We start from the raw sequence: 24,140 nt of genomic DNA on the forward strand, positions 1-24,140 counted from the left end.
CATTGAAGAGTGAGATTTAGTGCTCGAAGGGTGTCTCTCGCGGTAGACGTTTCTGTACAATTTCGCGTCAAAGCGTTCGATCTCGGCGGCCCAGCTGGCGGGAGGCCTTTAAAACCGGTGCTGGCACGAAACCTGCGTTTCGCCACGCCCGTCGCGTCATCGTTTCGCGCACGTCCGGCTTTCACGAGAAGCCTGCCTCACAAAAACATCAACGGAGACTCAATGTCCTTCATCATCGTGCTCGCCGCCCTGGCGTTCCTGATGCTGGCCGCTTATCGCGGCTACAGCGTCATCCTGTTCGCGCCGATCGCCGCGCTCGGCGCCGTCCTCCTCACCGATCCCGCCGCCGTCGCGCCCGTCTTCTCCGGCATCTTCATGGAGAAAATGGTCGGCTTCGTAAAGCTGTATTTCCCCGTGTTCCTGCTGGGCGCCGTGTTCGGCAAGGTGATCGAACTCTCGGGCTTCTCCGAGTCGATCGTCGCCGCCGCGATCCGCTACATCGGCAAGTCACGCGTGAATGCGGTGATCGTCGCGGTGTGCGCGCTGCTCACCTATGGCGGCGTGTCGCTGTTCGTGGTCGTGTTCGCGGTGTATCCGTTCGCGGCCGAGATGTATCGCCAGAGCAATATCCCGAAGCGGCTGATGCCCGGCGCAATCGCGCTCGGCGCGTTCTCGTTCACCATGGATTCGCTGCCCGGCACGCCGCAGATCCAGAACATCATCCCGACGACGTTCTTCAAGACCACCGGCTGGGCCGCGCCGTGGCTGGGCGTGATCGGCTCGGCGTTCATCATCGTGGTCGGGCTGACGTTCCTCGAAGTGCGCCGCCGCCGCGCGATGGCGACGGGCGAAGGCTACGGCACGTCGCTCGTGAACGAGCCGGAGCGCGTCGAGGCGAAATCGCTGCCGAATCCGCTGCTCGCGATCGCGCCGCTGATTCTCGTCGGCGTGGCGAACTTCGCGCTGACGAAGTGGATTCCGACGTGGTACGGCGCGAGCTACACGGTCGCGCCTGAAATCCTGCCGGGCGTCCACGCGCCGGTGACGACGGCGGTGAAGACGGTCGTCGCGATCTGGGCGGTCGAGGGCGCGCTGCTGCTCGGCATCGTGCTCGTGCTGCTGACGGCGTTCAGCCGCGTGAAGGAGCGGTTCGCGACGGGGACGCGCGTCGCGGTCGCGGGCGCGCTGCTCGCGGCGATGAACACGGCGTCGGAATACGGCTTCGGCGGTGTGATCGCGGCGTTGCCGGGGTTCATCGTCGTCAGCGATGCGCTGAAGAGCATCCCGAATCCGCTGGTGAACGCGGCGGTGTCGGTGAGTTCGCTCGCGGGGATCACGGGGTCGGCGTCGGGCGGGATGAGCATTGCGCTCGCGGCGATGTCCGATACGTTCATCAAGGGCGCCGAGGCCGCGCACATTCCGCTGGAAGTGCTGCATCGCGTGGTCGCGATGGCGAGCGGCGGCATGGACACGCTGCCGCATAACGGCGCCGTGATCACGCTGCTCGCGGTGACGGGGCTGACACACCGCCAGTCCTATCGCGATATTTTCGCCGTCACGATTATCAAGACGCTGGCCGTGTTTTTCGTGATCGGCGTGTATTACGTCACTGGACTGGTTTGAGGATGGGCGGCATCGGCGGCGTCGTACGTACCGGCGCCGCCGTTGCGCTGTTCGATACCGTCGCCCAGCGCAGCCGCGTCGTTGCGAGCGAGAGCATCACGTGCGATTCCGCGTTGCCCGTATCGATCGATTGGGCGCGCGCGGCATTCTGCGCCATGCACGTCCAGTCCTTGCCTTCCTCGCACCAGTGGGCACGCTGCAAGGCGGCATCGCGTTCACGTTCCCGGCGCGTCAGCTCGTTCGAAAGCTGACGAAACTCTCCTTGAGACTGCGCGTTCGCAGGCAGCCGACGCAGTTGCGCACGGGCTTCCGTTATATCGGACTTCCTTAGTGCCGTGCGCGCGCTGTCGAGGATGCTTTTCTCCTGCGCAGAAATCACGTTTTTCACAGGCGGCGGGGCTTCGGGCTTCGGAGCGACGGCAACAGCAGCGGCAGGCGGTTGAGCCGGCATGACCGCATCGCTGCGCGCGGTGGTGTCAACAGGCGGCGGTTCGATCTTCGCAACAGGCGCGGGAGCAGGTGCGGGCACGGGAGTCGGCTTGGGTGCAACGCGCGGTGTCACCGCGACGACCGATCCCGCATCCGACGCACGCTCTTCGAGCTCCGGCTTCTGCGGCTGCCCGGCGTAATGAAAGACGGCGACGAGCGATCCCATCGCGAGAATCCCGGCGGCAAAAGGCAACGCGGCGTCGCGCAATCGCCGATGCGCGCCGACGCTCGGCAGCGGCTGCGGCTCGAAGTCCGGCTCCGGCTCAAATTTCGGCGGCGGATTAAACGCATCCGCGCGGGGCGGCTCGACGCGCGCCGCGGGCACGACCACGGTATCGGCGCCGCAAATCGGGCAGACGTCGGAGTCCGACGCGTAACCGGCGCCGAAGTTTTTACATCGAGGGCAGATACGCCGTTGTAGCGTTTCAGCGTGGCCCATTCTTATCTCCCGGTCGCTTGTGAAAAAAGAGCACCGCCCTCTCGGGCGCACTCGGAGATAAATATCCGCGGACGATATCGCCGGGGAACGGTTCAAACGCACGGAAAGCCGCTGCCCATCCGGCAGGCCGCGACCACTAGCTGAATGTTTTGTCGTCGGAATCGCGAGCCTGCCGAAATGCGGCGCTCGTCGCGCGGGAGTGAAGCAAGCGCTTGGTCGATGCCCACCCCCTACCATGCGGCCCCGTAAAAAAGGCCGACTGCAACGAAAGATTACCATTAGTGAGGACCCTACGTCCCGCACTTGGGACTTCCCGTTTCGAGATCGGCAACGCACCAAAGCCGGCGCACGGCGTCTGGCCAAAGCGCGACCGGTCACGCACAATTTGTGACCCGATGTAACACCCGCCATCCGTTTCCCAACCAAAGGACCGCCCATGACCGCTTCGGCTTCGAAACCCCTTACCGGCAAAACCGCCCTCGTCACCGGCTCGACGAGCGGCATTGGCTTAGGCATCGCGACGGCGCTCGCGCAGGCCGGCGCGAACCTCGTGCTGAACGGCTTCGGCGACACGCAAACCGCGCTCGCGCAAATCGAAGCCATCGGCGTGAAAGCCGCGTACCACCCCGCCGACATGACCAAGCCCGCCGAAATCGAAGCGATGATCGCGTTCGCGGCCGAGCGTTTCGGCGCCGTCGACGTCCTCGTGAACAACGCTGGCATTCAGCACGTCGCGACCATCGACACGTTCCCGGTCGAAAGCTGGGACGCGATCATCGCGATCAACCTGAGCTCCGCGTTCCACACGATGCGCGTCGCGCTCCCCGCGATGCGCGAGCGCGGCTGGGGCCGCGTGATCAACATTGCGTCGGTGCATGGGCTCGTGGGCTCGGCCGGGAAATCGGCGTATGTGGCGGCGAAGCACGGCATCCTGGGGCTCACGAAGGTCGCGGCGCTCGAAAATGCGCGCACCGGCGTGACCGTCAACGCGATCTGCCCGGGCTTTGTGCTGACGCCGCTCGTGCAAAAGCAGATCGACGATCTCGCCGCGCGCGAGTCGCTTTCGCCCGATGCCGCGCGCGCGAAACTGCTCGGCGAGAAACAGCCGTCGGCGCAGTTCGTGACGCCGCAACAGATCGGCGAAATGGCCGTGTTCCTCTGTTCCGATGCGGCGAGTGAAATGCGCGGCTCGGCGCTGCAGATCGACGGCGGATGGAGCGCGCAGTAGACGTGTCGCGGAGGCTGAAGCGCTCTCGCTCGCCCGGAGCGCCTGGCCGGACGGCACCGCCCGCTGAACGAGGCGGCGCCCTACGAACCGTCGCCGAGCCTCGCGCCTGACGTTCGGCCTATGTCGTCGGGCGTAAAGCCGGCGCCATCATCGCTTGGTACTATCGAAGTATTACAACCGAGGAGGCTTAGATGAGCGCCGAAAACAATCGCGTGGAAGAAGCGCGAGCGATGGAACGAATCGTCAACGCGACCAAGCAGGTGCAGACCGCTTTCACGGCGCTTCAGGCGCACTTTCCGCCCGAGGGCGACGGCCGCCCCTCCCAGATGGCGCTCCAAACCTTCGACGCCGCGCTGCAGGAACTCGAAGAAGCGCAGGCATCGTTCGACACGATGCTCAACGATCTCTTCGACGGCAACCGCTGATTTTCCGGCTCAGGCTCACGCCGGTACGCCCGGCGTTTCCGCCGGCTTGCCGTCGGCGGCGGGTTCTTCGTCCGGTGGGTTGAGACTCGTCCAGGAAACGCCGTCATTCGGCTGGCGGCGCGCGGCGGCCACGCACATATCGACCAGTTCCCGGAACGACGTCGCCGCCGCCGAACTGGTGCGCACGAGCGCCTCGCCCTGCAGCGAACTTTCCGGCGTGACGAGCCCGACGACCAGTTCCGCCGACGGCGCGCGCTGATGCAGGCGCCGCAAGAGATTGCGCATGTACGGCGGCGATTCGGCGGCATCGAACGAGACGACGCACATGATCGACACGCCCGACAGATCCACTTCGGCGAAGCGGTTGCGTGAGAATCGCTCGTACGGCCCGAGGTCGGCGCCCATGCCGTGCTTGCGAAAAAGCTGCACGGCGATCGTCGCGGCGAGATCGTCGAGTTCGCCTCGCCCCGCGATGCATAAAACCGACGCCGTGTGCCCTTCCTGCGCGGCATCGAAGCGCTCGGCGGGCGCTTCGTGCGGCGGGCCCGCACGGTCGGCCGGGCTTTCAAGGCTTGCGGGGAGTTCGTCTTCCACTGCGCGCGTCGTGATGAAATCGTCGGCGTCGTCGAGGCCTTCGATGATGTCCAGCGCCGATTCGTTGATCCGCCGCAACTGGTCCGCCGTCACGACGCCGCGCAACACGTCGTTGTGCGCGAGCCGCAGGCCTGAGAGCGCAACTTCGTCGTAGTACGCCGTCAGCGAGCGCTCTTTCAGCAGTGATTCGGCCTGTACGAGAGCTTCGTCGGGATCATTCGCCAGCAGGCGCTGGTAGAAGTTTTCCGCTGGAGTCAGCGCTGGCCGGTCGCCGAACAATACGTCCAGGAATTCGAGACGATCCACGTGGCGGCCGAGAATCACGAGGCAGAGCGTGAGCGGCGTCGAGAGCACGAGGCCGACCGGCCCCCAGATCCAGCTCCAGAAAATCGCCGCGACGATCACCGCGAACGGCGAAAGCCCCGTGCTGTGGCCGTACAGCAGCGGCTCGACGACCTGACCCGCGACCACATCCGTGACGCCGAAGAGCACGATGGTCCAGATCAGCATCGTCCAGCCGGGGCCGACGGCTGCCGCGAACACGACCGCGATCAGCGCCGCGATCCACGTCCCGACGTAGGGCACGAAGCGCAAGAGCGTCGCGAGCACGCCGAACAGCAGCGCGCCCGGTACGCCGATGATCGCGAGCCCGATCGCGATGACGATCCCCACGCCGACGTTGATCCCGAGTTGCGCGAGAAAGTAGCGCGAGAGGCGCCGCGCGGCTTCGTCCATCGCGGTGGTCGCGCGGTGCAGGTCGCGCGAGCCGAAGAGGCGGATCAGCCGGTCGCGCAAATCTTCGCGCTGTAGCAAGATGAAAATCGCGACGACCAGCACGATGCCGGTCGTCTCCAGCGGACTGATCACCGGCGACAGGAAACGCTGCGCCAGTTCCAGCGGCGACGGCGACGGCTCGTGGACTTCCACCGGCATCGGCTGGTCGATCGGGGACGCAGCCTGGTTGTTCTCGTCCTTGCGCGCTTCCTGCTCGCGCGCGGGCGACAGGCGCTTCAGCGCGCGCGACGCCTTGCCGAGGAACTCGTCGGCGCGTCCGACCGTCACCTTCTGCACGCTTTCGATCTTGCGCTCGACGGCTACCTGATACTTCGGCAGATCGCCGGCAAGCTGCGCGACCTGCGCGCCGATCAGCGCGCCGACGGCCGTCAGCACCGACAGCGCGATCAGCACGGCGACGATCACCGACGGCACTTGCCCGAAGCGAAAACGCCTCAAAAGATCGACGAAAGGCGCGAGCAGAAAGCTCATCAGCACGGCGAGGATGATCGGGATCATCACTGCGCGGCCGAAATACAGCGCGCAGATGACCACGACCCCGGTGATCAGCGAGGTCAGCGCCCGGATGCTGGGTACTTCGGGCGGCAGGACTTTGGCAGGCGGGCGGCGCGGGCCGGACGGTGGGGGCATGGACGCGTTCTCGTTGGACCGGGCGGTTTATTACCATCGAGGAAGCAAGGCGCGTGCCGTTCAAAGCGAACGGTGAGGCGATGCAAGAGATGTGGCCTTACCGCGCAGGTGCCGCGACGATCCGCCGAATGCGGCTCGCCATCGATTCGAGCGTGAACGGCTTCGTAATCATTTCCATGCCGGTGTCGAGAAAGCCGTTCGCGCGCGTTGCCGCTTCGGCGTAGCCCGTCATGAACAGCACCTTAAGGGTGGGCCGCGTGGCGCGCGCGGCATCGGCGAGCTGGCGGCCGTTCAGTCCCGGCAGGCCGACGTCGGTCACGAGCAGGTCGATGCGTGCCGGCGAATTCAGCACCGCGAGGCCGCCGGGGCCATCGACGGCTTCCATCACTTCGTAATCCAGGTCGCGCAGGATCTCGCAGACGAGCTCACGCACGGCGGCATCGTCCTCGACGACGAGAATCGCGTGCCGCTCTTCCGCGCGATGCGCTTCCGTCAGCTCGCCCGCGACTTCCTCACGCTCGGCGCCGCCCATGTAACGCGGCAAGTAGAGCCGCACCGTCGTGCCGAGGCCGAGCTCGCTTTCGATCGTCGCGACGCCACCCGACTGCTTCGCGAACCCGTAAGCCATCGACAACCCGAGCCCCGTGCCCTGCCCGAGCGGTTTCGTCGTGTAGAACGGGTCGAAGGCGCGGTCGCGAACGTCGTCGGACATGCCACCGCCCGTGTCCGATACCGATACCACCACGTAGGAACCCGGCAATACGTCCGGATGGCGCGCGGCGAAGTCGGCGCCGAGTTCGGCGTTGTCGGTTTCTAGCGTGAGACGGCCGCCGTCCGGCATCGCGTCGCGCGCGTTGATCGCGAAGTTGAGCAGCGCGTTTTCGAGCTGGTTGGCGTCGCAACGGGTGAGCCAAAGATGGTCGTTGCGGCTCACCGTCACTTCGATCGCCTCGCCCATCGTGCGTCGCAGGAGATCGTCGATGGAATTGAGCAGATCGTCCGCGTTGACCGGCTTCGGGTCGAGCGGCTGGCGCCGCGAAAACGCCAGCAGCCGATGGGTGAGCGCCGCCGCGCGATTCGCCGCACCGGTCGCCATCGTGATGAAGCGCTCGATTTCGTCGATCCGGCCGAGCTGCACGAAGCGCCTGATCAGTTCCAGCGGCCCGGTGATGCCTTGCAGCAGATTGTTGAAATCGTGCGCTATGCCGCCCGTCAATTGCCCGAGCGCTTCCATCTTTTGCGCCTGCCTGAGCGCTTCCTCGGTCTGCCTGAGCGTGCGCTGCGTCTCCTTTTCGCGCGTAATGTCGCGGCCGTTGCCGTAGAGCGCGTCGCCTTCGCGCGTCACGACCCATGACACCCAGCGGTGCGAGCCGTCCGTATGCCGGTTGCGGTTCTCGAAGCGCGCGAAACCGGCGCTGTTCGCGGCATCGAGCGCCGCGCGCGTCACGCCGGCGTCCTCGGGATGCACGATCTCCTCGAACGACTTGCCGATCAACTCGTCTTCCTGGAAGCCGAGAATCGAGGTCCAGGCCGGATTGACGGCGCGCAGCACGCCGTCGTCGCTCGCGACGATGAAGAGATCGCGCGAATTGCGCCAGATGCGGTCGCGCTCGCGCGTGCGCGCCTCGACTTCGCCCGCGAGCGAATCGTTCAGCCGCAGCAGTTGCGCTTCGCTCACGCGCAGGCGTTCCTCGACGCGCTTGTGGTCGGTGATGTCGTAGGACACGCCGAGATACCGTATCGCCGACGCCCCTTCCACCGCCTCGCCGCGCCGGCCCATCCAGCGTTCCTCGCCGTTGTCGGGGCGGCGGATGCGGTATTCGAGATATTCGAGCGCGCCGCCGGGAATATCGCTCGCGCCGGTCAGCACGCGGGCGCGGTCTTGCGGATGAATCAGCGCGATCAGTTCGGAGATGTCGAATTCCGCGAGCACCGGCAGGCCCCATTGACGGCAGAATTCCTCCGATACCGCGACTCGCCTGCGCTCCGGAAACAGCTCGAACGTGCCGACGCGCCCCGCCTGCTGCGCGATGCGCAGGCGCTCTTCGCTTTCGCGTAGCGCGCGATCGGTCTTGTGGCGCTCGATCGCGAGCGCCGTCACGCTCGCGACGAAGGCGATCTCTTCGAGATCGTCGTTCGAGGGGCTTTTGGGGATTGGATAGTAGTTGGCGAAGGTGCCGAGGACGCTGCCATCGGCGGCGCGGATCGGCATCGACCAGCAGGCGCGCAGGCCGTGGCCGAGCGCGAGATCGCGAAACGGCTCCCAGAGCGGATCGGTCTCGATATCGTCGACGATCACCGGCACGGCGTTGTACGCCGCCGCGCCGCAGGAACCCGTCAGCGGTCCGAATTCGACGCCGTCGATCGCTTCGTTGTAGCTCGCGGGGAGGCTCGGCGCGGCGCCGAGGATGAGGCGCTTGCCGCTCGCATCGACGAGCAGGATCGACGCATACAGGCACTCGCCCGACAGCGCCTCGACGCGATGAATCACGTGTTCGAGCACCTCCGCGAGCGGCATGCCGGCGACGACGCGCCCGAGCACCGCGCGTTCGAATTCAAGCTGACTCAACGTGGAGAAGACTAGGGGTCGCCGCATGTTCTGGAGCACGTTAGCGCATCGATCGGGCCGCATCGCGCGTGGATGCGGGCATCTTAGCATTCGTAAAACGGCTGACCTATCGATGCCATTGGGAGAAACAGTTGGCCGGGCGGGCACGCCGCATGCGAGATTGAAGCGTTTGTAGCACCTTGCTGCACACGCACACTGGACATGTCATGGCCGTGGAATCGCCCTGTATCAGCATCTGTAAATTCGACGACAAGACCGGGTTTTGTATCGGCTGCCTGCGCACGAAGGACGAGTGCAAGGAGTGGAAGAAGATGAAGGACAAGCATCGCGTGAAGATCATCGATGCGCGCGGGGAGCGGAAGGCGAAGCTCAAAAAGAAGCATAAACAGTAGGTCCCCCACTGTTCGCGTTACCAGAACAGTCATTTGAATTTCCCTGCTATTCAACTCCTGAGCGCACGACTCTACACTTCGATTCATGGATTGCCCCATGAACCCCGATCGAAGGAGAGTCGTGCATGAAGCTCTATCACCACCCGCTGTCCGGCCACGCGCACCGCGCCCGCCTGTTCCTGTCGCTGATCGACGCGCCGCATGAAGTCATCGACGTCGATCTCGGCGCCGGCGCCCACCAAACCCCCGAATTCCTGCGCCTGAACCGCTTCGGCCAGATTCCCGTGCTGGTCGACGGCGACACCGTCATCGCCGATTCGAACGCGATCCTCGTCTACGCCGCGAAAAAGCTCGGCAAGACTGAGTGGCTGCCGGAGTCCCCCGCCGAGGCCGCCGCCGTACAGCGGTGGCTGTCGGTCGCGGCGGGTCAGATCGCGTTCGGCCCGGCCGCCGCGCGCCTCGTCACCGTGTTCAACCGGCCGTTCGACGCGCAGGAAGTGATCGGCCGCGCGCACGTCGTGCTGAAAGTGATCGATGACGAACTCGCGGGCCGCGACTGGATCGCGCTCGACCATCCGACCATCGCGGACGTCGCGCTCTACAGCTACATCGCGCGGGCGCCGGAAGGCAACGTCGATTTGTCCGCGTACCGCAACGTGAACGCGTGGCTGAAACGCATCGAAGCGCTGCCGGGCTTCGTCGAATTCCAGCAGACGCCCGCCGGGCTGAGCGCTGCCGCCTGAGCCTGAAATCGAAACCGTGCGGAGGCACGTCATGTCCAGTCCATCCCAAGTCGAACGCCGTTCACCGTGGCACGACGGAGAACTCACGATGCAACGCAGCGTCGGGGTCGTCGAGCGGATGGACGGGCCGGGCCGCCGCTTCGTGCGCGACTTCCTGCTCGATGAACATCGCCAGTTCTATCCGCTGCTGCCGTTCATCGTCGCGGGCGCGGTCGATACCGCCGGCGACGCGTGGGCGACGCTCATCGCCGGCAAGCCGGGGTTTATGCAAGCGCCAACGCCCGCGATGCTGCACGTCAACGCGATGCGCGATCCGTCCGATCCCGCCGACGCCGGTTTCAACGACGGCGCGGCTATAGGGTTGCTGGGCATCGACTTGCGCACGCGGCGGCGCAATCGCCTGAACGGCGTGATCCGGCGCGAAGGCGCGGCGGGCTTCGGCGTGGAAGTCGCGCAGAGCTTCGGCAACTGCCCGCAGTACATCCAGTTGCGCGACTTCGAGCGCGTGCGCGATCCGGCCGTGCATTCGCCGGTCGCGCCGGTGTGGGAAGACGGCCTGTCGGCGCGCGCCACGCAAATGATCGCCAACGCCGACGCGTTCTTCGTCGCGTCCTACGTGGATCGCGGTGAAGGCGTGCGGCAAGTCGATGTCTCGCATCGCGGCGGCCGGCCGGGCTTCGTGCGCATCGGCGACGACGGCGTGCTCACGATCCCCGATTTCGCGGGCAACCTCTTCTTCAACACGCTCGGCAATTTCCTCGTCAATCCGAAGGCGGGCCTCGTCTTCGCCGACTTCGAAACTGGCGACTTGCTGCAGCTTTCCGGCGACGCCGAAGTCCTCCTCGATTCGCCGGAAATCGCCGCGTTCCAAGGCGCCGAGCGCCTCTGGCGCTTCACGCCGCGCCGCATCGTGTATCGTGAGCAAGCGCTGCCCCTGCGCTGGCACAAGGACGCGCGAGGCCAGTCACCGAATGCGCGCATGACCGGCACCTGGGACGAAACCGCCGATCGTCTCAAGGCCGCGACATTCGCTAAAGCGTGGCGGCCGTTTCGCGTGTCGAAAGTGGTCGATGAAAGCGCCGTCATCCGCTCGTTTTATCTTGAACCGGCCGATGGCGCGGGCATCGCCAGACACGCGGCGGGACAGCATCTGCCGATTCGCGTCCAAACGGCGCCGGACGGCAAGCCCGTGATCCGCACGTACACGCTGTCGGCGGCGCCGTCCGATGGGTTCTACCGCATCAGCGTGAAGCGGCAAGGCGTTGTGTCCGCGCATCTGCACGACACGTTGCGCGTCGGCAGCATCATCGAGGCGCGCGCGCCGGCGGGCGACTTCACGATCGACGCCCGTGAGCGGCGCCCCGCCGTGCTGCTCGCGGCGGGCGTCGGCGTGACACCGATGCTCGCGATGCTGCGGCATATCGTCTACGAAGGGCGGCGCACCCGGCGCACGCGACCGGTGTGGTTCTTCCACTCGTCGCGCTCGCTCGCGGATCTCGCTTTCGCCGCCGAAATCGACGCCCTCGCGCAAGCCGCGAACGGCGCCGTGCAGGTGATCCGCTCGCTGACCGATACGGCAGGCGCGCGCGAAGGCCTCGACTATGACGTGGCGGGCCGTATCGATGTCGCGCTGCTGATGAAGACGCTCCCCTTCAACGACTACGATTTCTACCTCTGCGGCCCGGTCGCGTTCATGCAGTCGATCTACGACGGCCTGCGCGGCCTGAACATCGCCGATGCGCGCATTCACGCGGAGGCGTTCGGTCCCGCTGGCTTACGGCGTACGAACGAGAAGGCCGGAGCAGCCGAGCCCGCCACGAAACCCGTCCCCGTCGCGTTCGTGAAGTCGGCGAAGGAAGCACGCTGGACCCCCGCGTCCGGCACGCTGCTGGAGCTCGCCGAAGCGCGCGGCCTCACGCCCGACTTCGGTTGCCGCGGCGGCAGTTGCGGGACGTGCAGCACGCGCATCGTCGAGGGTGCGGTGGCGTACCCGGTCGCGCCGTCGTTCCAGGCGCCCGAAGGCGAAGCGCTCATCTGCTGCGCGATGCCCGCCCAATCCGAAGCCGGGCGGCTCGTGCTCGAACTCTGAGCCGCCTTATTGTCCATCGACCGCTTATGCCCGAGAATGCACGTCACCGCGGCTACCTCGAGCATGAGATGGATCGATTCCAGGCGATGGCAACGTTCGTGACGGTCGTCGAAACCGGCGGGTTCGCGTCCGCGGCGCGCAAGCTCGACGTGTCGCCGTCGGTGGTGAGCCGCGTCGTCACCGATCTCGAAGAGCGGCTCGGCGTGCGGCTTCTCACGCGCACGACGCGCGTCGTGCGTCTCACCGACGCCGGCTCGGCCTACTTCGAGGACTGCCGCCGCATCCTCGGCGAAGTCGATGACGCCGAACTCTCCGCCACCGGCACGCACTCGTCGCCGCGCGGCCAGTTGACCGTCACGGCGCCCGTGCTGTTCGGCAAGTACTACGTGATGCCCGTCGTGATCGATTACCTCGCGCGCTACCCGGAAGCCAACGTGACCGCGTGGTTCATCGACCGGGTGGTGAACATGGTCGATGAAGGTATCGACGTGGCCGTACGCATCGGCGAGCTGGCGAGTTCGTCACTGCAGGCGATCGGTGTAGGCAGCGTGCGGCGCGTGCTGTGCGCATCGCCGGAGTATCTGGAGCGTCACGGCGTGCCGCGTCGCCCGCAAGACCTCGACGGACACACGACGATCCTCGTCAGCGGCATCTCGACCACGCCCGAATGGCGGCTCAACGAAGGCACCAAGCAAGTCACCGTGCGCCTGCAGCCGCGCCTCACGACCACCACCAACGACTCCGCGATCGCCGCCGCAGCCGCGGGCTTCGGCATCACGCGGCTGCTGTCGTATCAGGTGGCGCACCATCTGCGCGACGGCACGCTGCAGATCGTGCTGCCTGAATTCGAGCCGCCCGCGCTGCCGGTGCAGGTCGTGCATCGCGAGGGACGGCACGCCGCGCAGAAGGTGCGCGCGTTCCTCGATCTCGCCATCGATACGCTGCGCGCGGACCCGTCGCTGAATTGAACGGTCGCGCTATTTCGGGCGGTTTTTGAAAGTATCGAAGTTGCCCGGCGCCCGTTCGACGCGTTACGTGCAAAAAACCTACAAAACATGCACCATAGGCGTCTTCGGAAAGTCTTGCCTTCTGCTTCACGCATTTGCCTCCAGCGGATGCTCCATCAACCGGCAACCCTCTACGCACCATGACGACCCAGACCTCATCCGCCAACGAAAAGCCCGTCGACATGATCATCTTCGGCGGCGGCGGCGACCTCTCCGCGCGCAAGCTGCTGCCCGCGCTCTACATGGCGCATCTGCACTGCAACCTGCCAGCCGAGACGCGCATCATCGCGATCGGCCGCAAGGACTGGTCGCGCGACGACTTCCTCGCCTTCATGGAACAGCAATCGAAGCCGTTCGTCGACAAGAAGGCGCTCGATCCCCAGGCGTGGGACAAATTCCTCGCGCTCTTCGACTACGTGCGCATAAACATCGATTCCGCTGACGACTTCCGGCGCCTGGCCGAAACCTCGCGTCCGAACGCGCTGCGCGTGTTCTATCTCGCGACCGCGCCCGATCTCTTCACGACGATCTGCGACAACCTGACGAACGCGGGTCTCGTCGACGAGCATTCGCGCGTCGTCCTCGAAAAGCCGCTCGGCCACGATCTCGCCTCGGCGCAGGCGATCAACGCGTCGGTCGGGGCGCATTTCAAGGAACAGCAGATCTATCGCATCGACCATTACCTCGGCAAGGAAACGGTGCAGAACCTGATGGTGCTGCGCTTCGGCAACGCGATCTTCGGGCCGCTGTGGCAGGCGCCGTACATCAAGAGCGTGCAGATCACGGTGGCGGAAACGGTTGGCGTCGGCAGCCGCGCAGGCTTCTACGACCAGACGGGCGCGTTGCGCGACATGGTGCAGAACCACTTGCTGCAACTGCTCTGCATCGTCGCGATGGAGCCGCCGGTGTCGCTCGATCCCGACGCCGTGCGCGACGAAAAGCTCAAGGTGCTGCGCTCGCTGCGGCCGATGTCGGTCGCGGACATCGCGCGCGATACCGTGCGCGGCCAGTACGCGGCGGGCGCGATCGGCGGCGAGCCGGTGAAGGGCTATCTCGAGGAAGCGAACGTTCCCGCCGAGAGCCGCGCGGAAACCTTCGTCGCCCTGCGCGCGCATATCAACAACTGGCGCTGGGCGAACGTGCCGTTCTTCCTGCGCACCGGCAAGCGGCTGCAGAAGCGCCAGTCGGAGATCGTGATCGATTTCGCCGACCTGCCGTTCTCGATCATCCCGAGCGGCCCGCGCAACTACGGCAACCGGCTGATCATCCAGTTGCAGCCGGAGGAATCGATCCAGCTTCAGATGCTCGCGAAGGAACCGGGCAGCGGCATGCACATGCTGCCGGTGAACCTGAACCTCGACTTGCAGCAGGCGTTTACCGAGCGTCGCGCGGAAGCTTACGAGCGGCTGCTCATCGACGTGATTCGCGGACGCCTCACTCATTTCATGCGGCGCGACGAACTGGAAGCGGCATGGGCGTGGGTCGAACCGATCCTCAACGGCTGGAAGGAACTCAACGACCGTCCGCGCAGCTATACGTCGGGGACGTTCGGGCCGGCGGCATCGTCGGCGTTGATGGCGCGCGAGAACATGGCGTGGGCCGAAGAGGCTTGACGATCCTGTAATGCGTTGAACGGCGGCGGCGTGCTTCAGAGCGCGCCGCCGCTTTGCCGTGCGAGCGGCAGGCGGCTCATCGCGAGGATCACGACGGCCAGAACGACGATGCCCGTCAGGATGCCGGAGAGGCGCATCAACGCCGGAACGGGATCGGCGGACCAGTGATGATCCTGCACGAAGACCATGATGAACGCGATCGTGAACTGCCGTCCGACGTAGCTCGCGCCTTCCTTGCCGGTCTGCACATGGCAGCCGAACCACACGCCGAGCGACAGCGCGAGCATGCAGAGCCACGCGTGATCGCCAAGGAGCGGCAACAGCGCGATGCTGATCACGCCCGCCAGCAGACAGCCTGCGAAGCGCTGCACCATTCGCTCGGCGACCGGCCGCCGCGTGTTCGTCGCTAATGACGCCGCCGGCAGGATCAGCACCGCGATTGCCGTGACCATCGCCTGCGCGAAGCCAGGCAATTTCAGGATGTAGGTCAGCGCGGCGAGTATCACAATCGACGCCGCACCTTGCCACGCGAGGAGCTTGCGCGCGGCGATGTTCGCATCCGGCGTGAGCAATGCGCTCGCCGCGTTGCCCACGGGTACGCTACCCCGCCGATACCGCCCCGCGACGTAAAACGCCCCCGAAACAATCACGCACGCGAGTGTCCCGACGACGACCTCCGCCACGCGCAGCATCGCGAACGATGCCGTCGCCGATGCCGAGCCGAGCGTATGCGCCTCGAACGTCACCATCAGCGCGGTCGCCGCGCCGAGCACCCACGCGTAACCGGCCTCCGACGCAAGCGCCTGATACACCGCGACGCCGCCGATCACGCCCATCGCCGGGACGAAGACCCACGGCAAATTGCCGATCGCCGGCCCGGCGACCGCCCCCAGCGCCGCGCCGACCACCGTGCCGAGGATGCGCAGCAAGCCGCGCCGCGCGGACGCCGCGAAGCTCGACTGCATCACCGCGAAGCCGCTGATCGCCGCCCACCACGTATTCGACAGATGCAGCGCGTAGGCGAACGCCACCGCGAGCGCGACGGAGAGCATCGCCTGAGTCGCGAAGCTCGCGCGTTCGGTGGATGGCTTCCACGCCGCCAGTTCCCGCCCGAGCGCGAACGACGCCTCGCGGACGATCTGGGCGAGCGTGTTGAGGGAGTCGGCCATGGCGTTGGTTTGGGGGTGGTGAGCTAGAGGTTATATGCCCGAAAGAAAGACATCAAAATCTTGTAATGAGACGAATGTCTCACTAAACTGGATTTTGCCGAGCGGTCGGACCGAGCGGCAATTTTTCAGACTTGAGGAGCGATCATGGCGCTGACCCGCAGCGAAATGGACAGGAAGATCGACGAGCACTTCCGCTTCGAGAATCTCGACGACGTCGACGGCGTACTCGAAACGCTCTCGCCGGACGTCGAGCACGACATCGTCGGCTGGCCGGCGGGGCCGACGCACGGCCGCGCGGCGGCGCGCCCGTTCTACGAGGCGTTGTTCGCGGATTTGTCGGAGAGCCGTGTCGAGTGCCTGCGGCGGCTTTACGGCGATGCCTTCGTCATCGACGAATCGCTCTGGCGCGGCAAGGCGCCGGGCCGGCCGTTCGGGCTGGAAGGCCACGGACGGCCGCTCGAATTCCGCCTGCTGCACGTCGTGGAATTCGCCGAAACGGGCGATATCCGCCGCGAAAACGTGTGGGTCGACCTCGCCGCCATCATGCGCCAGTTGCCGCCGGAATCGCATGGCGGACGCTGACCTCACCCGGCGCCGGAACCAGAAGCGGCGCACGCGCAAGGATTTGCTGGAGGCCGCGTCGCGCTTGATGAAGGCGGGGCAGAAGCCGAGCCTGGAGGAGATCGCCGAGGAGGCGCTCGTCTCGCGCGCGACCGCGTACCGGCATTTTCCGAGCATGGACGCGCTGCTCGCGGAGGCGTCGATCGATGTCGCCGTGCCTGACGCGGCCGAGCTGTTTCGCGCGCGGGCGTCGAACGATCCGGTGGCGCGGCTGGAACGCGTCGATACCGCGCTGCACGACATGATCCTTGCCAACGAGGCGCCGCTTCGGATGATGCTTGCGCATTCTCTGGAGCGCGCGGCGCGGGGCGGGAGCGCCGATGGCATCCCGCCACGGCAGAACCGCCGCACGCCGCTGATCGAAGCCGCGCTCGAACCTGCTCGCGACCAGTTCGACCCCAACGCGCTGGCGACGCTTTCCCAGGCGCTCGCGCTCGTCATCGGGACAGAGGCGATGGTCGTGTTCAAGGACGTCCTGCAACTCGACGATGCCCGCGCGCGCAAGGTGAAGCGCTGGGCGATCCGCGCGCTCGTCGATGCGGCGCGGCGCTCCGACCCGGCCGATTGATCGCGTTCAGCGCAGCACGAGCGCCGCGATGGCGACGTAGCGCCCCGTCTTCGCGATCGCGACGATGATCAGAAACGACGCGAGCGGCTCGCGCATCACGCCGGCGATCATCGTGAGCGGATCGCCGATGACGGGCGTCCACGAGAGCAGCAGCGTCCAGCGCCCGTAGCGGTGATACCAGCGTGCGGCACGATCCAGCGCGGCGGGCTTGATCGGGAACCAGCGGCGCTCGCGAAACCGCTCGATCGAACGCCCGAGCCACCAGTTGATCGTCGAACCGATTACATTCCCGACGCTCGCGACCGCGACGAGCAGCCACGCCGGATGGCTGCCCGCGAGCAGCAAACCGACTAGCAGCGCTTCGGATTGCAGCGGGAAGATTGTCGCGGCAATCAGCGCGACGGCGAAGAGCCCGGCGTAAATCGATAAATCGGCCATGGTGAAAGGTTATTGTCGGGATTGAGCACGATACACGTGTTTTTAATATATCGGGTTAACTCCAATTTCGCGTCGATTAATGATCCTGGTTTGAAACATCGAAAACGTTTGCGCGATTAATTGCCGGGAAAATGTTACCGGGCTTGGTTTGCTACCCCACTAAACAGTTCCGCTGAATGACTTCCCGGGAATTGCCCCGATGCTATTCTGATCGCTCAGTTTCACGTATCGGACGCCGAACTCGAATTCCAACAAGCCTTGAGTTTTGGGAGAATCGCGATGCTGCGAAAGGTGGTCGATCGAGTCAGGCAATTTCGACGCAGCGAGGGGTTCAAGCACTCCGTCGCCACGCCCGTGCGCCTGAAGCTGCATGCGCGCCAGCGGCTGAACAAAAGCGTGTTCGCGATCGAGATACAGGAAAATTCCGGCTTCTTCTCCGTCATGCAGATGGTGCTTTTCATCCTGATGCATTGCGAAGAGAAAGGGCTGACGCCGCGCATTTCCGCGCGCGGCGGGCTTTACGGCGATGCGGCCGGAGAAATCGACTGGTTCTCGACTTTCTTTGAGAGCATCCGGCCGGCGGCTGTATCGATATCGATGCAGAGAGTCCGGACCTCGACGGTTCGCGATCTCGTGCAATTGGGCTTTCGGCAGCGCTATGAATCGCGGTTGCGGCTTCGCAGCGCGAGCGAGCTTTTTCTTTCGCATTACCGGCCGGCGGCGCCTGTCGTCGATGAAGTGAGCGCGATTTGCAAGCGGCTCGATATCGGTAGATCGACGCTCGGCGTTCACTTCCGCGGCACGGATAAAGTCATCGAGGCATTGACGGTGCCGTGGGCGGATTTCTGCAAGACGGTGGAAACGACATTGGCTGAAAATCCCAGCTTGACGAATATCTTCGTTTCAAGCGACGAGCAGCGGTTTATCGATTTCTTTTGCGCGTGGCCCTTCAAGCGGCCGATCAAAGTCGCACCCGCGAAAATGCTCGCGAATGGCGACCTGCCGATTCATTTCAGTGGTTATCCGGGAATGGAGATCGGGCGGGAGGCGCTGGTTTCTAGCTTATTGCTTTCGAACTGCGGGTATTTGGTTAAAACGGCTTCTTATCTGTCGGCTTGGTCGAAGATTTTTAATCCGCAATTGCCGGTCAAGCTCGTCGCGCCGCCGAGGCCCGATGCGTTCTGGTTTCCGGATAGCCAGATATGGGCTGAGCAGGATGTGCAGGTCAAGGCGGCGTAAACCCAAACAACCGCGCAGGCGTTTCCGCCAGCACCGCCTGACGCTCGCATTCATCGGGAACAGCCGCGCGCAGCACGTCCAGCGCGCGGCCGAAGTTCTCGACGCTTTCGAACTGCGTATGAGGCCAGTCGCTGCCCCATAACAGCCGATCGACGCCGAACTCGCCTTTCAGCGCATCGGTGGCTGAAAAAGCCAACCCCGCGCCATTCCGATAAGCCCCCGAAATCTTCACCCAGACGCGCCGCGTGCGCCCGAGCGTCAGCAGATGGCGAAAACCCGCGTCGAGCACGCCTAGCGCATGATCGGGCCGTCCGAAGTGATCGACGACGATCTTTACGTCGTATTCAAGCAGCGGTTCCAAAATACCCCGCAGCCGCCCTGCCTCCACATGCACCTCGACGTGCCAGCCGAGCCGCGCGACATGGCTCAACGTGGCGCGCCAAGCCGGATCGCCGAGACGCGGCGCGGGCGCATCGATCAGGTTCAGGCGAATCCCCACGACGCCCGCTCGACCCATCGCATCGATATAAGCCGGATCGCACGCCGGGTCGATCACCGCAACGCCGCGCAACCGCTCGGGCGCACGCGCCAGCGCGTCCAGCAGATAGCCGCAATCCGTGCCCAGAAAGCTCGGCTGGACGAGCACGCCGTGCGAGAAACCGTGAGCATCGAGTTGGGCAAGATAGTCGGAAAGCGGCGCGTCGTAACCGGGCGCGTACCGACGGCTCGCGGCAAGCGGCAGCCCGCGCTCGAAGACGTGCGCGTGGGCATCGATCGCCTTGACTGGCATCGACATATCAATGCCGATGCGCGCGCGGCATCGGCACGGCCGCCTCGCGTTCGGGCAGGTGATCGGCGAGCGTGCGTCCGCGCGTCTCCGGCAGCATCAAAACAGCCACGACGACGATCGAATAAGCGACGGCCGCATCGATGCCGATCGCCGTGCCGAGCGTCATGTTCGCCGACATATGCCCGACCAGCACCGGAAACCCCGCCGACACCACGCGCCCGAAGTTGTAGCAAAAGCCCACGCCCGTGCCTCGCGTGCCACGCGGATACATCTCGGAGAAGAGTGCGCCCATGCTCGCCGGAATGCCCGCCGCGAAGAATCCGAGCGGGAAGCCGAGCGCGAGCATCGCAAGATTGCCGAGCGGCAGGAACAGATAGACGATCACCGTGGCGACGCAGCAGATCGAGAACAGCAGAATCGTGCTGCGCCGTCCGATGCGGTCGAGCAACTGCGCGCTCGCGATGCATCCCAAAAAGAACGCGACGATGATCACCGCCAGATAACCGCCCGTCCCGAGCACGGACAGATGGCGCTCCGTTTTGAGATACGTGGGCAGCCACGTCATCAGCGCGTAATAGCCGCCGTGCGCGCCGACGCCAAGGAGCGCGCCGATCAGCGTCATGCGCAGCACTTTCGGCGCGAAAATCCCGACGAGCGGCACGCTTTCCATTGAATCTGATGGGCGCGCGGCCGGCGCGGGCGGCTCCTGAACGCCGCGCCGCACGTAAAGAATCAAGAGCGCGGGCAACAGGCCGATGCCGAACATCACGCGCCAGGCGGTATCGGCGGGGAGGAGCGAGAACATCAGCGCGAAGAGCAGCACGGCCGCCGCCCAGCCGACCGCCCACGCGCTCTGCACCGTGCCCATCGCCTTGCCGCGATGTTGCGGGCGGATCGTTTCGGCCATCAGCACGGCGCCCGCCGCCCATTCGCCGCCGAAACCGAAGCCCTGCAGGCTCTTGAGCACGAGAAACTGCGGATACGTCTGCGCGAACGCGCAAAGAAACGTGAAGACCGAGAAGAACGCGACCGTCCATTGCAGCGTCTTCACGCGGCCGATCCGGTCCGCCAGCATCCCCGCGATCCAGCCGCCGAGCGCGGACGCCACCAGCGTCACCCCGCCGACGAGTCCCGCCTGCGTCCGGCTGATCGACCACTCCGCGATGATCGCCGGGATCACGAGGCTGAACATCTGCACGTCGAGGGAATCGAGCGCCCAGCCGCCGAAGCACGCCCAGAACGTGCGCCGCTCGTTGCCGGAAATTTCCTTGAACCATCCGAACATCGGTTGTCTCCTGCGTGTAGCTGGCTTCTGACGATCAGCGAATCTCGGCCTGGTAAATGAATTCGCTCGCCGGCCCGCGCGAGCGCCGCCATTCGAGCGGCCGACGGTCGTAGCCGTAAGCCAGCCGCTCGATGACGACCGCCGGCGTGCCCGGCTCGATGCGCAAGAGCCGCGCATGCAGCGGCCCGATGGCTTCAACCGTCAGCGTCTCTGTGGCGGAGGCCACCACCTGATTGCATTTCGCCTCGTAGACCGGATACAGCAGGTCGCCGATATCGTCGATCGGCAGCTTGGCGAACGCCTCGAAGCGTTCGAACGGCAGCCAGATTTCCTCGGCGAGCAGCGGGACGTCGTCGATCAGCCGCAGCCGCGACACGCGGATCACCCGCGCATTCGGCGCGATCTGCAACGCGGCCGCCACCGCCGACGGCGCTTCGACCACCTCCCGCCGCAAAATCCGGCTCTCGGGAATGCGCCGCTCGCCCTGCTTGCTCTGGAAGCGGAAGAAGCGAAAGAGCGAGCTATCGAAACTGGCGCGGCGCACGAACGTGCCGCGCCCCTGAAAGCGTTCGAGCATTCCTTCCGCGACCAGCAGATCGACCGCCTTCCTCACCGTCCCGATCGCGACGTCGTGGCTCTTCGCGAGCGCCTGCTCGGTCGGAATGGCCTCGCCCGGCAGCCAGTGGCGCGCGGCGATCTGCGCGACGAGTTCATCGCGCAGGCGTTGATAGCGGGGGAGTCGGTTGTCGGCTTGCATGTCTGTGTCTGGTTAATTCATCTATATGTTTGCATGTGATCAGCACGTTCGTCACGACCGTACAAACCCGTATGAACCTTGCCAACGGGTTTTCACGGATGTTCACAAAGACCGATTCAACCAAACATATAGATGAATTTACCGGAGATTCGCATGTCGCACACCACCGCTCCCACCGAACAGCAAGTTGTCACGAAAATCGCCTGGCGGCTGATGCCGCTATTGATCGTGATGTTCCTGATCGCCTTCATCGACCGGCAGAACGTCGGTTTCGCCAAGCTGCAGATGGTCCACGACCTCGGCATGACGGAGGCGTCGTACGGGCTGGGCGCGTCGCTGTTCTTCATCGGCTATCTGCTGTTCGAGGTGCCGAGCACGCTCGCGCTGCATCGCTTTGGCGCGCGGCTGTGGCTCGCCCGGATCATGGTGACGTGGGGCGCGATCACCATCCTGATGGCATTCACCCATTCGATGGCGCTCTTCTACGTCTTTCGCTTTGCGTTAGGCGTGGCAGAAGCGGGCTTTTATCCGGGGGTCATCTTCTATCTGACGCTGTGGTTTCCGCAGAGCCATCGCACGCGGATGCTCGGGTTCTTCACGCTCGGCAGCGCGCTCGCGAACATGCTCGGAGCGCTCGCGGGCGGGCTCCTGCTGTCGCTCGACGGCAGTCTCGGCCTCGCGGGCTGGCAGTGGGTGTTCGTCGCGACGGGCGCGCCGGCAGTGCTGGTCGCGGGCGTCGCGTTGCGCTTCCTGCCGAATTCCGTCGACGAGGCGCCTTTCCTCTCCGATGACGAAAAGCGCTTGATGAAGCTCGCGCTGAAGCGCGAGGCGTCGCCTGAGGCGAAATCGGAGCATCCGTGGCGCGCGCTGATCGACCCGCGTGTTTTGATGTTCGCGGGCGCTTACATGCTGATGTCGACGTCGCTCTACGGCGTGACCTACTGGATGCCGACGCTTCTGAAAAGCGGCGGCGTGTCGCCGTCGATGAATGGCCTGCTGAACATGATTCCGTGGGCGCTCGGCGCGCTGCTGCTGCTGTGGCTGCCGGCGAAACTGAAGCGCGAGAGTGTGGTGCTCAAGGCGATGGCGATTGTGGCTGGCGTCGGCGTGGTGGGTTTCGCGTTGAGCCTGGCGCTGCCGACACTGCCGCTGCGCTTCGCCGCACTCGTGCTCGGCGGCGCATGCATTCCGCTGCTCTATCCGTGCTTCTGGTCGTTGCCGCCGCGCTTTTTCTCAGGCGCCAGAGCTGCGGCGAGCGTCGCGGCGATCAACTCGATCGGCAATCTCGGCGGCTTTTTCAGCCAGAACCTTATGCCTTATGTGGGCAAAGTCGCGGGCAATGCAGGCGCGCCGATGGTCGTGCCGATGGTTTGCCTCGCGACGCTCGGTATCGGTATGACGATTGCCTGGGCGCACAAGCAACGCGGCGCCGCGGTGGCCGCCGCGGGCCGTTAAAGCTAATTCGCAAACCCGAACAGCCTGCGCGGCGTGTCCCAAAAGACGCGCCGCCGTACGTCTGCATCTGGGACCATCTCTCCGAAAAGTTGCAGCAACGGCCCGTAATCCATTCGCGACGGCGCGCGCAGGAACGGCCAGTCCGAACCCCACACGCAGGCGTCCGGCCCGAAGACACGCAGTAGTTCCCTCACGTAAACGTGCACGTCCTCATACGGATGATCCTGTTGTGAAATCTTCTGCCAGCCAGAGAGCTTGACGACCGTCCTCCCGCCATCCGCGAGCCTGAGCAGCGCCTGAAACCCCGGCTGTCTCACGCCGTTCTGCACATCCGGCCGTCCGCAGTGGTCGATCAGAACCCGCATGCGCGTGCGCTCGATCACCGGTAGCAACTCGACGAGCTGCTCGCCGACCACCTGAATCTGCGCGAACATGTCCAGAGCGGCGAGCAGGTCCAGCAGCGGCCCCGCTTCCGTCACGACGGCAGCACCTTCCATCGCCGGATTGAACGCGACGCCCACGACGCCCGCCGCCTTCAACGCGGCAAGCTCAGCGCGGCTCACATCGTTTTCGACCACCGCGATGCCCTTGAACCGCCCCGCCGCCTGCGCGATCGCGTCGAGCATGCAGCGGTTGTCGGTGCGATAGCCGCTCGTCGGGCCGACGAGCAGCGCGTGACGCACGCCGTGTGCGTCCATCACGCGCAGGAATTGGGCGGCCGTGCCGATCTCCTGTCCCGAGGGACGATAAACCGTGTCCTCGCGATAAGGAAACCGGGCGGGATCGAACACGTGGTTATGGCAGTCGATTTTCTCTTCGCTAAAAATGTCGATGCTCACGCGCCCATTACCTCCGGAGGATGTTTCGCCACATAACGCCCAGGCGCCGGTTCGATCGGCTTGAACTTCGCGTTGCCCGGCTTCTTCGGCGCGGCGACCTGCTTGCCCGCGTGCGCCTGCAGCCAGTTGTTCCAGTGCGTCCACCAGCTTCCAGGCTGCGATTTGGCCGATTCGAGCCACGCCTGCGGATCGTCGCCGAGCGTGCCGCCGGTCCAGTAGCTGCGCTTGTTCTTCGACGCCGGATTGATCACGCCCGCGATATGCCCGCTCGCGCCGAGCACGAACTGCGTATCGCCGCCGACGAGCTGCGTCGACCGGTACGCGCCCTTCCACGGCACGATGT

The 24,140-nt window shown here is 65.2% G+C and carries 21 protein-coding genes and 1 pseudogene; 12 read left to right on the forward strand and 10 right to left on the reverse strand.

Annotated elements, in window-relative coordinates; translation table 11 throughout:
• The first annotated feature begins 222 nt into the window (after nt 1-222).
• Nucleotides 223-1,623 carry a GntP family permease gene (locus tag AWB67_RS21325; RefSeq protein ID WP_087658215.1) on the forward strand — a complete coding sequence of 467 codons (1,401 nt, stop codon included), beginning with the start codon at nt 223-225 and terminating at the stop codon, nt 1,621-1,623.
• Here the strand turns inward: AWB67_RS21325 and AWB67_RS21330 are convergent.
• The gene (locus AWB67_RS21330; protein WP_125477635.1) at nt 1,607-2,551 is read right to left on the reverse strand and encodes a hypothetical protein; all 945 of its coding nucleotides are present in this window, start codon (nt 2,549-2,551) and stop codon (nt 1,607-1,609) included. The two genes, AWB67_RS21325 and AWB67_RS21330, sit on opposite strands and share 17 nt — an antisense overlap.
• Nucleotides 2,552-2,987: 436 nt before the next feature.
• Between AWB67_RS21330 and AWB67_RS21335 the strand changes: the two genes are divergently transcribed.
• Both AWB67_RS21335 and AWB67_RS21340 read left to right on the forward strand, forming a co-directional pair.
• Nucleotides 2,988-3,779, forward strand: coding sequence for a 3-hydroxybutyrate dehydrogenase (locus AWB67_RS21335; RefSeq protein WP_087658217.1), 792 nt, complete (start codon nt 2,988-2,990; stop codon nt 3,777-3,779).
• Nucleotides 3,780-3,970: 191 nt separating this feature from the next.
• The gene (locus tag AWB67_RS21340) at nt 3,971-4,204 is read left to right on the forward strand and encodes a hypothetical protein (RefSeq protein ID WP_087658218.1); all 234 of its coding nucleotides are present in this window, start codon (nt 3,971-3,973) and stop codon (nt 4,202-4,204) included.
• A gap of 15 nt (nt 4,205-4,219) precedes the next feature.
• Here AWB67_RS21340 and AWB67_RS21345 read toward each other — a convergent pair whose 3' ends face one another.
• Together AWB67_RS21345 and AWB67_RS21350 are read right to left on the reverse strand one after the other, a co-directional pair.
• A complete protein-coding gene (locus AWB67_RS21345; protein ID WP_087658219.1) occupies nt 4,220-6,223 on the reverse strand; it encodes an AI-2E family transporter in 2,004 nt (667 codons plus the stop codon).
• Nucleotides 6,224-6,320: 97 nt separating this feature from the next.
• Nucleotides 6,321-8,819: a PAS domain S-box protein gene (locus AWB67_RS21350; protein ID WP_159964891.1), complete on the reverse strand. Its 2,499-nt coding sequence runs from the start codon at nt 8,817-8,819 to the stop codon at nt 6,321-6,323.
• Between the two features lie 179 nt (nt 8,820-8,998).
• On the opposite strand from AWB67_RS21350, the gene AWB67_RS21355 reads away from it, so the two are divergent.
• The 5 genes from AWB67_RS21355 to zwf all read left to right on the forward strand — a co-directional run bounded on the left by AWB67_RS21355 (nt 8,999) and on the right by zwf (nt 14,636).
• Complete coding sequence (locus tag AWB67_RS21355) at nt 8,999-9,184, forward strand: DUF1289 domain-containing protein (RefSeq protein ID WP_087658221.1); 186 nt, start codon at nt 8,999-9,001, stop codon at nt 9,182-9,184.
• A gap of 125 nt (nt 9,185-9,309) precedes the next feature.
• Nucleotides 9,310-9,927 (forward strand): glutathione S-transferase family protein, encoded by a 618-nt coding sequence (locus AWB67_RS21360; RefSeq protein WP_087658222.1) that lies wholly within the window; start codon nt 9,310-9,312, stop codon nt 9,925-9,927.
• Nucleotides 9,928-9,958: 31 nt separating this feature from the next.
• Nucleotides 9,959-12,016 (forward strand): 2Fe-2S iron-sulfur cluster-binding protein, encoded by a 2,058-nt coding sequence (locus tag AWB67_RS21365; RefSeq protein WP_087658223.1) that lies wholly within the window; start codon nt 9,959-9,961, stop codon nt 12,014-12,016.
• Between the two features lie 68 nt (nt 12,017-12,084).
• The gene (locus tag AWB67_RS21370; RefSeq protein WP_087658239.1) at nt 12,085-12,984 is read left to right on the forward strand and encodes a LysR family transcriptional regulator; all 900 of its coding nucleotides are present in this window, start codon (nt 12,085-12,087) and stop codon (nt 12,982-12,984) included.
• A 179-nt stretch (nt 12,985-13,163) separates the two neighbouring features.
• On the forward strand, nt 13,164-14,636 hold the full coding sequence (gene zwf, locus AWB67_RS21375) for a glucose-6-phosphate dehydrogenase (RefSeq protein WP_087658224.1): 1,473 nt from the start codon (nt 13,164-13,166) through the stop codon (nt 14,634-14,636).
• A 35-nt stretch (nt 14,637-14,671) separates the two neighbouring features.
• Here zwf and AWB67_RS21380 read toward each other — a convergent pair whose 3' ends face one another.
• Complete coding sequence (locus tag AWB67_RS21380) at nt 14,672-15,805, reverse strand: FUSC family protein (RefSeq protein ID WP_087658225.1); 1,134 nt, start codon at nt 15,803-15,805, stop codon at nt 14,672-14,674.
• A 144-nt stretch (nt 15,806-15,949) separates the two neighbouring features.
• On the opposite strand from AWB67_RS21380, the gene AWB67_RS21385 reads away from it, so the two are divergent.
• Complete coding sequence (locus AWB67_RS21385) at nt 15,950-16,387, forward strand: ester cyclase (protein ID WP_087658226.1); 438 nt, start codon at nt 15,950-15,952, stop codon at nt 16,385-16,387.
• Nucleotides 16,374-16,994, forward strand: a complete 621-nt coding sequence (locus AWB67_RS21390) for a TetR/AcrR family transcriptional regulator (RefSeq protein WP_087658227.1) — start codon at nt 16,374-16,376, stop codon at nt 16,992-16,994. Before AWB67_RS21385 ends, AWB67_RS21390 begins: the two co-directional genes overlap by 14 nt.
• A 6-nt stretch (nt 16,995-17,000) precedes the next feature.
• On the opposite strand, the gene AWB67_RS21395 is transcribed toward AWB67_RS21390, so the two are convergent.
• Nucleotides 17,001-17,432, reverse strand: a complete 432-nt coding sequence (locus tag AWB67_RS21395; RefSeq protein ID WP_087658228.1) for a YqaA family protein — start codon at nt 17,430-17,432, stop codon at nt 17,001-17,003.
• Nucleotides 17,433-17,711: 279 nt separating this feature from the next.
• On the opposite strand from AWB67_RS21395, the gene AWB67_RS43200 reads away from it, so the two are divergent.
• Nucleotides 17,712-18,671, forward strand: a complete 960-nt coding sequence (locus tag AWB67_RS43200; protein ID WP_087658229.1) for an O-fucosyltransferase family protein — start codon at nt 17,712-17,714, stop codon at nt 18,669-18,671.
• Here the strand turns inward: AWB67_RS43200 and AWB67_RS21405 are convergent.
• The 3 genes from AWB67_RS21405 to AWB67_RS21415 are packed head-to-tail and all read right to left on the reverse strand — an operon-like array spanning nt 18,658 to nt 21,503.
• On the reverse strand, nt 18,658-19,467 hold the full coding sequence (locus AWB67_RS21405; RefSeq protein WP_087658230.1) for an amidohydrolase family protein: 810 nt from the start codon (nt 19,465-19,467) through the stop codon (nt 18,658-18,660). The genes AWB67_RS43200 and AWB67_RS21405 overlap by 14 nt on opposite strands.
• Nucleotide 19,468: 1 nt before the next feature.
• Nucleotides 19,469-20,746, reverse strand: a complete 1,278-nt coding sequence (locus AWB67_RS21410) for an MFS transporter (protein WP_087658231.1) — start codon at nt 20,744-20,746, stop codon at nt 19,469-19,471.
• 34 nt (nt 20,747-20,780) lie between these two features.
• Complete coding sequence (locus AWB67_RS21415; RefSeq protein ID WP_087658232.1) at nt 20,781-21,503, reverse strand: GntR family transcriptional regulator; 723 nt, start codon at nt 21,501-21,503, stop codon at nt 20,781-20,783.
• Nucleotides 21,504-21,656: 153 nt separating this feature from the next.
• Here AWB67_RS21415 and AWB67_RS21420 point away from each other — a divergent pair, with 153 nt between their 5' ends.
• Nucleotides 21,657-22,958 carry an MFS transporter gene (locus AWB67_RS21420; RefSeq protein ID WP_200822273.1) on the forward strand — a complete coding sequence of 434 codons (1,302 nt, stop codon included), beginning with the start codon at nt 21,657-21,659 and terminating at the stop codon, nt 22,956-22,958.
• 2 nt (nt 22,959-22,960) lie between these two features.
• Here AWB67_RS21420 and AWB67_RS21425 read toward each other — a convergent pair whose 3' ends face one another.
• Together AWB67_RS21425 and AWB67_RS21430 are read right to left on the reverse strand one after the other, a co-directional pair.
• Nucleotides 22,961-23,791, reverse strand: a complete 831-nt coding sequence (locus AWB67_RS21425) for an amidohydrolase family protein (RefSeq protein ID WP_087658240.1) — start codon at nt 23,789-23,791, stop codon at nt 22,961-22,963.
• Between the two features lie 2 nt (nt 23,792-23,793).
• Nucleotides 23,794-24,140: pseudogene (locus AWB67_RS21430) on the reverse strand (class I poly(R)-hydroxyalkanoic acid synthase); the annotation flags it as partial.

This window comes from Caballeronia terrestris (assembly GCF_001544515.1).
Classification (GTDB): Bacteria; Pseudomonadota; Gammaproteobacteria; order Burkholderiales; family Burkholderiaceae; genus Caballeronia; species Caballeronia terrestris.

What these genes read in the sequence shown, in the direction of transcription:
- AWB67_RS21390 (WP_087658227.1), top strand. Translation starts at nt 16,374, where the DNA reads ATGGCGGACGCTGACCTCACCCGGCGCCGGAACCAGAAGCGGCGCACG.
- zwf (WP_087658224.1), top strand. Translation starts at nt 13,164, where the DNA reads ATGACGACCCAGACCTCATCCGCCAACGAAAAGCCCGTCGACATGATC.
- AWB67_RS21395 (WP_087658228.1), bottom strand. Translation starts at nt 17,432, where the DNA reads ATGGCCGATTTATCGATTTACGCCGGGCTCTTCGCCGTCGCGCTGATT.
- AWB67_RS21380 (WP_087658225.1), bottom strand. Translation starts at nt 15,805, where the DNA reads ATGGCCGACTCCCTCAACACGCTCGCCCAGATCGTCCGCGAGGCGTCG.
- AWB67_RS21365 (WP_087658223.1), top strand. Translation starts at nt 9,959, where the DNA reads ATGTCCAGTCCATCCCAAGTCGAACGCCGTTCACCGTGGCACGACGGA.
- AWB67_RS21355 (WP_087658221.1), top strand. Translation starts at nt 8,999, where the DNA reads ATGGCCGTGGAATCGCCCTGTATCAGCATCTGTAAATTCGACGACAAG.
- AWB67_RS21325 (WP_087658215.1), top strand. Translation starts at nt 223, where the DNA reads ATGTCCTTCATCATCGTGCTCGCCGCCCTGGCGTTCCTGATGCTGGCC.
- AWB67_RS21385 (WP_087658226.1), top strand. Translation starts at nt 15,950, where the DNA reads ATGGCGCTGACCCGCAGCGAAATGGACAGGAAGATCGACGAGCACTTC.
- AWB67_RS21370 (WP_087658239.1), top strand. Translation starts at nt 12,085, where the DNA reads ATGGATCGATTCCAGGCGATGGCAACGTTCGTGACGGTCGTCGAAACC.
- AWB67_RS21420 (WP_200822273.1), top strand. Translation starts at nt 21,657, where the DNA reads ATGTCGCACACCACCGCTCCCACCGAACAGCAAGTTGTCACGAAAATC.
- AWB67_RS21360 (WP_087658222.1), top strand. Translation starts at nt 9,310, where the DNA reads ATGAAGCTCTATCACCACCCGCTGTCCGGCCACGCGCACCGCGCCCGC.
- AWB67_RS21335 (WP_087658217.1), top strand. Translation starts at nt 2,988, where the DNA reads ATGACCGCTTCGGCTTCGAAACCCCTTACCGGCAAAACCGCCCTCGTC.
- AWB67_RS21410 (WP_087658231.1), bottom strand. Translation starts at nt 20,746, where the DNA reads ATGTTCGGATGGTTCAAGGAAATTTCCGGCAACGAGCGGCGCACGTTC.
- AWB67_RS43200 (WP_087658229.1), top strand. Translation starts at nt 17,712, where the DNA reads ATGCTGCGAAAGGTGGTCGATCGAGTCAGGCAATTTCGACGCAGCGAG.
- AWB67_RS21350 (WP_159964891.1), bottom strand. Translation starts at nt 8,819, where the DNA reads ATGCGGCGACCCCTAGTCTTCTCCACGTTGAGTCAGCTTGAATTCGAA.
- AWB67_RS21345 (WP_087658219.1), bottom strand. Translation starts at nt 6,223, where the DNA reads ATGCCCCCACCGTCCGGCCCGCGCCGCCCGCCTGCCAAAGTCCTGCCG.
- AWB67_RS21405 (WP_087658230.1), bottom strand. Translation starts at nt 19,467, where the DNA reads ATGTCGATGCCAGTCAAGGCGATCGATGCCCACGCGCACGTCTTCGAG.
- AWB67_RS21340 (WP_087658218.1), top strand. Translation starts at nt 3,971, where the DNA reads ATGAGCGCCGAAAACAATCGCGTGGAAGAAGCGCGAGCGATGGAACGA.
- AWB67_RS21330 (WP_125477635.1), bottom strand. Translation starts at nt 2,551, where the DNA reads ATGGGCCACGCTGAAACGCTACAACGGCGTATCTGCCCTCGATGTAAA.
- AWB67_RS21415 (WP_087658232.1), bottom strand. Translation starts at nt 21,503, where the DNA reads ATGCAAGCCGACAACCGACTCCCCCGCTATCAACGCCTGCGCGATGAA.